The organism is Longimicrobiaceae bacterium, from assembly GCA_035936415.1.
Classification (GTDB): domain Bacteria; phylum Gemmatimonadota; class Gemmatimonadetes; order Longimicrobiales; family Longimicrobiaceae; genus JAFAYN01.
Window position 1 is genome coordinate 1 of sequence record DASYWD010000414.1, and the last position, 5605, is coordinate 5605.

Annotated in this window: 5 protein-coding genes; all 5 read right to left on the reverse strand. The window is 71.4% G+C overall.

The annotated features are described in order from the left end of the window. Window positions 1-4 precede the first annotated feature (4 nt). Entirely contained in the window at window positions 5-1288 is a 1284-nt protein-coding gene (hisS, locus tag VGR37_16800) for a histidine--tRNA ligase (GenBank protein ID HEV2149068.1), read from the reverse strand. 247 nt (window positions 1289-1535) lie between these two features. Continuing rightward, a complete protein-coding gene (locus VGR37_16805; GenBank protein HEV2149069.1) occupies window positions 1536-2834 on the reverse strand; it encodes a folylpolyglutamate synthase/dihydrofolate synthase family protein in 1299 nt (432 codons plus the stop codon). Further along, a complete protein-coding gene (gene accD / locus VGR37_16810) occupies window positions 2831-3724 on the reverse strand; it encodes an acetyl-CoA carboxylase, carboxyltransferase subunit beta (protein ID HEV2149070.1) in 894 nt (297 codons plus the stop codon). Before accD ends, VGR37_16805 begins: the two co-directional genes overlap by 4 nt. A 33-nt stretch (window positions 3725-3757) precedes the next feature. Further along, window positions 3758-4996, reverse strand: a complete 1239-nt coding sequence (rodA, locus tag VGR37_16815; protein ID HEV2149071.1) for a rod shape-determining protein RodA — start codon at window positions 4994-4996, stop codon at window positions 3758-3760. 16 nt (window positions 4997-5012) lie between these two features. Continuing rightward, window positions 5013-5486 (reverse strand): hypothetical protein, encoded by a 474-nt coding sequence (locus VGR37_16820; GenBank protein HEV2149072.1) that lies wholly within the window; start codon window positions 5484-5486, stop codon window positions 5013-5015. Window positions 5487-5605 lie beyond the last annotated feature (119 nt).

The following is a 5605-nucleotide window of genomic DNA, read 5'->3' on the forward strand; positions in this document are numbered from 1 at the left end:
GGCTTCACGGTCGGGCCAGCTCCTCGATCGGGAGCCGGGTCTCCTCCCCGCTCGCCATGTCCTTGACGGCGGCGAGACCCTCCGCCACCTCGTCGGGGCCGAGCACCACCGTCCGCCGCGCCCCGAGCGCGGAGGCGTTCTTGAACTGCTTCCCCACCCCCTGCTGCTTGAACGAGTACTCGCAGGAGCGCCCGGCGTCGCGCAGCCGGTGCGCCAGCCGGAGCACCGCCTCGCGCTGCTCGGGCCCCACCGCGATCAGGTAGTAGTCCAGCGCGTGCGACGTGTCCGGGAGGAGCCCCCGGTCGCGCAGCAGCTCCGTGAGCACCACGTCCCCCATCCCGAAGCCGAGCGCCGGCACGTCCACCCCGCCGACGCGCTTCAGCAGGTCGTCGTAGCGTCCACCGCCGCAGATGGCGCGCAGCTCCCCCCGCACGTCGAACAGCTCGAAGACCGTCCCCGTGTAATAGGCGAGCCCCCGCACGATGGTGAGGTCGAAGCGCGCGTAGTCGCCCAGCCCCATCGCTCGCAGGTGCGAGAAGAGCTGCCCCACTCGCTCGATCTCCGGCGCGACACTCTCCCGGCCCCCGTACGCCTCGCGCACCGCGTCGAAGTCCGTGTGCCGGAAGATGGCGAACACCCGGTCGACCGCGTCCGCGCCGAGCCCCGCCTCCCCGGAGAGCCGGGCGGAGAGCGCCTCCCTCGGTTCCCGCTCCAGCTTGTCCACGATGTTGTAGACGAGCACGAGCTGGTCCTCCGGGACCCCCGCGTCCAGGAGGAGCGCGCGCAGGAGCCGCCGGTCCGAGATCCGCGCCACGAAGTCGTCCGCCGTGAGCCCCAGCGCCCGCAGCATGTCGATGGCCGCGGCCAGGAGCTCGGCGTCGGCGAGGACGTCCTCCTCGCCGATGATGTCGAGGTTGAGCTGGAAGTGCTCACGGAGCCGCCCGCGCTGCTGCCGCTCGTAGCGGAAGAGTTGCGGGATCGAGAACCACTTCACCGGTTTCCGCATCCCCCCGATGCGCGCCCCCACCATCCGCGCGAGGGTGGGGGTCATCTCCGGCCGGAGCGCCACCGCGCGATCGCCCTTGTCCTTGAAGTTGTAGAGCTGCTGAACGATCTCTGGCCCGGACTTCTCCACGTACAGCTCCAGGGGCTCCAGCGGAGGCCCGTCGTACTCCTGGAAGCCGTAGCGCCGCGCCACCTCGCGCCACGCGTTCACGACGTGCGCGCGGACGGCGAACTCGTCAGGGTAGAATTCCCGAAATCCCGGAAGTGCGCTGAAGTTTGCCATAGCCCGGCAATGTAAGGCCGGGGTCGGGAAACGCGAAAGTGCGGAACGCTACGGCGGCCCTCACCCGGCGGCCTGAGAGCCACCCTCTCCCAAGTTTGGGAGAGGGGATGAACTGCAGGGCGCCTGGCACTCGTACCGGGAGGGTCGCAGGGAGGGGGCGGGGGTGGTCGGAGGAAAAAGCCTTGTGTCCGAGCGCAGCGAGTTTGGCTTTTTCCGGAGTGCCACCCCCGCCCCCGACCGCCGCGGCTCAGAGCCCCGGCAACCCCAGCAGAGGCAGCGCATCGCCGACGGTGTGCACCGACCCGGTGACGAGCACCGTGCCGTACGGCGCCAACGTAATCGCGCGAGAGATTGCCGCCTCCAGCGCCGGGATCACGCGCACCGGGATCCGCACTTCGGGCGGGAGCACGGCAGCCACGCCCGCGGGATCCCATCGCCGCTCCTCCGGAGCGGTGGGCGCGACGGTGAGGATCGCCGCGTCGGCGCGCGCCAGGAGCGGCGGGAGCATCTCGCTCCATTCCTTGTCGGAGAGGATCCCGGCGACCAGCACCAGCGGCCGCGGCAGCTCCACCGCGTCGAGCGTCGCCGCGAGCGCCGCCACCCCGGCGGGGTTGTGCGCGACGTCCAGCACGAACGTGGTGCCGCGAAGCTCCGCCACCTGGAAGCGCCCGGGCCAGCGCGCCGCCGCAAAGCCGCGCTCCACGTCTTCCCAGGCAGGCCGGAGACCGTGGGGGAGGAGCGCCAGCAGCTCCGCGGCGAGCGCCGCGTTCCGCGCCTGGTGCGCGCCCACGAGCGGGACCCGGACCTCGTGCTCGCCCCAGGCCCGGGAGCCGAGCCGGAACGTCGTCCCCGAGGACGCCACGCGGACGTCCTCCACGCTCGCCACCTCGTCCAGCGCGCGGAACGGCGCGCCCACGGCGTCGGCGCGCTCGCGGAGCACCCGGAGCGCGCCGGGGTCCGTCTCGCCCGTGACGGCGGGGACGCCCGGCTTCCAGATCCCGGCCTTCTCCCAGGCGATCTCGCCGGGCGTGTCGCCCAGGAACTCGGTGTGGTCGCGCGCCACGTTCGTGACCGCGGCCGCCAGCGGCGTCACCACGTTGGTGGAGTCCAGCCGCCCCCCGAGCCCCACCTCCACCAGCGCCACCTCCACCCCCGCTTCCGCGAAGCAGAGGAACGCGATCGCCGTCGCCGCCTCGAAGAAGGTGGCGCCCGTGCGCTCGATGTCCGGGCGGAGCCGCTCGACACAGCGCGCGAGGAGCGCGTCGTCCACCGGCGCGCCCTGAACGCGGATCCGCTCCGCGAAGCGCACCAGGTGCGGCGAGGTGTACATCCCCACACGCCGCCCCGGGTCTGCCTTGCGCAGCACCGACTCGCAGAGCGCCGCGACGGAGCCCTTCCCGTTGGTGCCGCCCACGTGCACGGAACGGAAACGCCGGTGTGGATCCCCCACACCGGCGAGCAGCTCCTCCGTCCGCTCCAGCCCCCAGCGGATCCCCCCCGTCGCCCGGCCGTAGAGCCAGGCGAGGGGGTCCTCCCCCGGCGTCACGCCCCGTTTCCGTTCCCGGAGGCGGCCCCGGCGTACTCCTCCGGCGCCGGGATCCCCATCATGTGGCGCAGCAGCCGGGCGACCTCGCGCTTCATGGCGCGGCGGTCCACGATGGCGTCCAGCATCCCGTGCTCCAGGAGGAACTCCGAGCGCTGGAAGCCCTCCGGCAGCTCCTGCTTGATCGTCTGCTCGATCACCCGCGGCCCCGCGAAGCCGATCAGCGCCCCCGGCTCGCCCAGGTTCGCGTCGCCCAGCATGGCGTACGACGCCGTCACGCCGCCGGTGGTGGGGTCGGTGAGGATGGAGATGTACGGGAGCCCCGCCTCGTCGAGCTGCGCCAGCACCGCGGAGGTCTTCGCCATCTGCATGAGGGAGAAGATCCCCTCCATCATCCGCGCCCCTCCGGACGCAGACACCACGATCAGCGGCGCCTTCCGCTCCAGCGCCTGCAGCCCGGCGCGGGCGATCTTCTCCCCCACCACCGAGCCCATGGAGCCGCCGATGAAGGCGAAGTCCATGACCGCCAGGAGCACCGGGATCCCCTCCAGCGCCCCCGCGCCCGTGATCACCGCGTCGCCGTGGGCGCTCTTGCGCTCCGCCTGCGCCAGGCGCTCCCGGTACGGCTTGAGGTCCACGAACTCCAGCGGGTCGCCCGAGCGCAGGTTGCGGTCGTGCTCGCGGAAGCTCCCCTCGTCGGTGAGCAGCGCCACGTACCCCGCCGCCGAGAGCCGGAGGTGGTGACCGCACTGCGGACAGACGTTCCAGTTCTCCCGCAGCTTCTCCCGGTACAGGATCTCCCCGCACGAGGGGCACTTCTCCCACACGTTCGCCGGGATGTCGCGGCGATCCGCGGCCTGCAGGGGCGTCTTCGGCTTACGGAACCAGGCCATGATCGGAAATCCGGGTGTCTGGAGGGGCGGGCGTCATCGTCGTGCCTCGGCCGCGATGCGCTGGACCATCGCCATCGCCAGGACGTTCACGAGGAGGAAGGAGCCGCCGTAGCTGACGAAGGGGAGCGGGATCCCGGTGATGGGCATGATTCCCACCACCATCCCCACGTTCACCAGGACGTGGGCGAACCAGCTCCCGAACAGGCCGAACGGAACCAGGCTGGCGAACGGGTCCGAGGAGCGCTCCGCGATCCGCACCAGCCGCCAGAAGATGAGCCCGAAGGCCAGGAGCACGGGAACCACCCCGAAGATGAACCCCATCTCCTCGCCCACCACCGAGAAGATGAAGTCCGTGTGCTGCTCCGGGAGGAAGGCCAGGCGCTTCTGCGTCCCCTCCGTGAAGCCCTTCCCGAACCAGCCGCCGCTCCCGATGGCGACCCGCGACTGGATCAGGTTGTAGCCGGCACCGCGCGGATCGACCGAGGGGTCCAGGAAGACCAGGAAGCGGTTCTTCTGGTACGGCTTGAGCGACGCCCAGAGCATCCACGAGACCGTCCCCGCCGCGACGTTCACCAGCAGCACGGTGACCGCCTCCGAAAGGTACACCCTCCAGCGGAAGAGGAGGAAGGCGACGACGACGATCCACGCTCCCCAGATCCAGGGGTTGATCGACAGGAAGAGCCCGATGACCGGGCTGAAGAGGAGGAAGAGCGTCTTCAGCGGCGTCCCCGCCCAGAAGAGGGACCACATCAGGATCGACCCGAAGACCAGCGCGGTGCCAAGGTCCGGCTGGAGCATCACCAGCCCCATCGGGACCGCCACCACCGCCAGCGGCTTCCAGAGCGCGAACAGGTTCTGCGGCGCCTCCCGCCACTCCCCGAGCACCCGGGAGAGCATCATGATGACCGCCACCTTCGCGATCTCGGAAGTCTGCAGGCGCACCGGGCCCACCTGGATCCAGCTCGCCGAGCTCTCCGCCGTCCCCGCTCCGCCGCCGATGGCCAGCGTCAGCACCAGGAGGACCAGGGCGAGAGCGTACGCCGGCTGCGCCGCCCACTCCAGCCAGGTCACCGGCACCCGGAGGACGAAGGGGATCGCCAGCAGGCTCAGCACGAACCAGAGGAGCTGCTGCTTCCAGATCCCCGTCACCAGCGAGGAGGGCACGTCCAGCACCCCGGCGCTGTACACCATGGCGATCCCGAAGATGGACAGCCCCACGACCAGGAAGAACAGGGCCGGGTCGCCCAGCCGGATGGCGCGAACGCGCTTCATTTCGGTTCGGTACGGCTCAGGACAGCGTGCGATAGGCCGTGAACGCCACCAGCCCCGCGGCCGCGACGTACAGCGCCGTCAGCGGCGAGATCAGCAGGAGCGCGGAGGCCGGACCCGGGTTCGCGTCCGCCAGCAGGATCAGGTGCAGGAGGATGTCGTAGAGCCACTTCCCCGCGAACAGGTAGAACGCGAGGAAGACCAGCCCGCCACCGGAAAACACGTCCCGCGTGCGGGAGCCCAGGTAGCCGACGATCGTGAGCGCCAGCGCGCTGGCCCCGAAGGTGAGCGCAACGACGGCGCCCTCCAGGATCCCCAGGAGGAGCCCCACCCCGGCGGCCCACCCCGGCCGTATCTGCCGCGCGGCCAGGAGCACCGCCACCACGATCAGGTCCGGGACCAGCTCGCCCAGCCCGAGGCCGACGCGCAGGACGAAGTGCAGGACGGCGAGGAGCACCACCAGGGCGGTCAACGCCAGGCGCGAGCCGTTCATCGGATCCGGTTCCGTGTCGTGTCCCGGGGAGTCGTGCGCCCCCCCGGCGGGGTCAGCTCCGGCTGCGTGGGGTCGGGTCGGTCGATGGGCGTCCCGAGGAGCCGCGGACGGGTCGGACG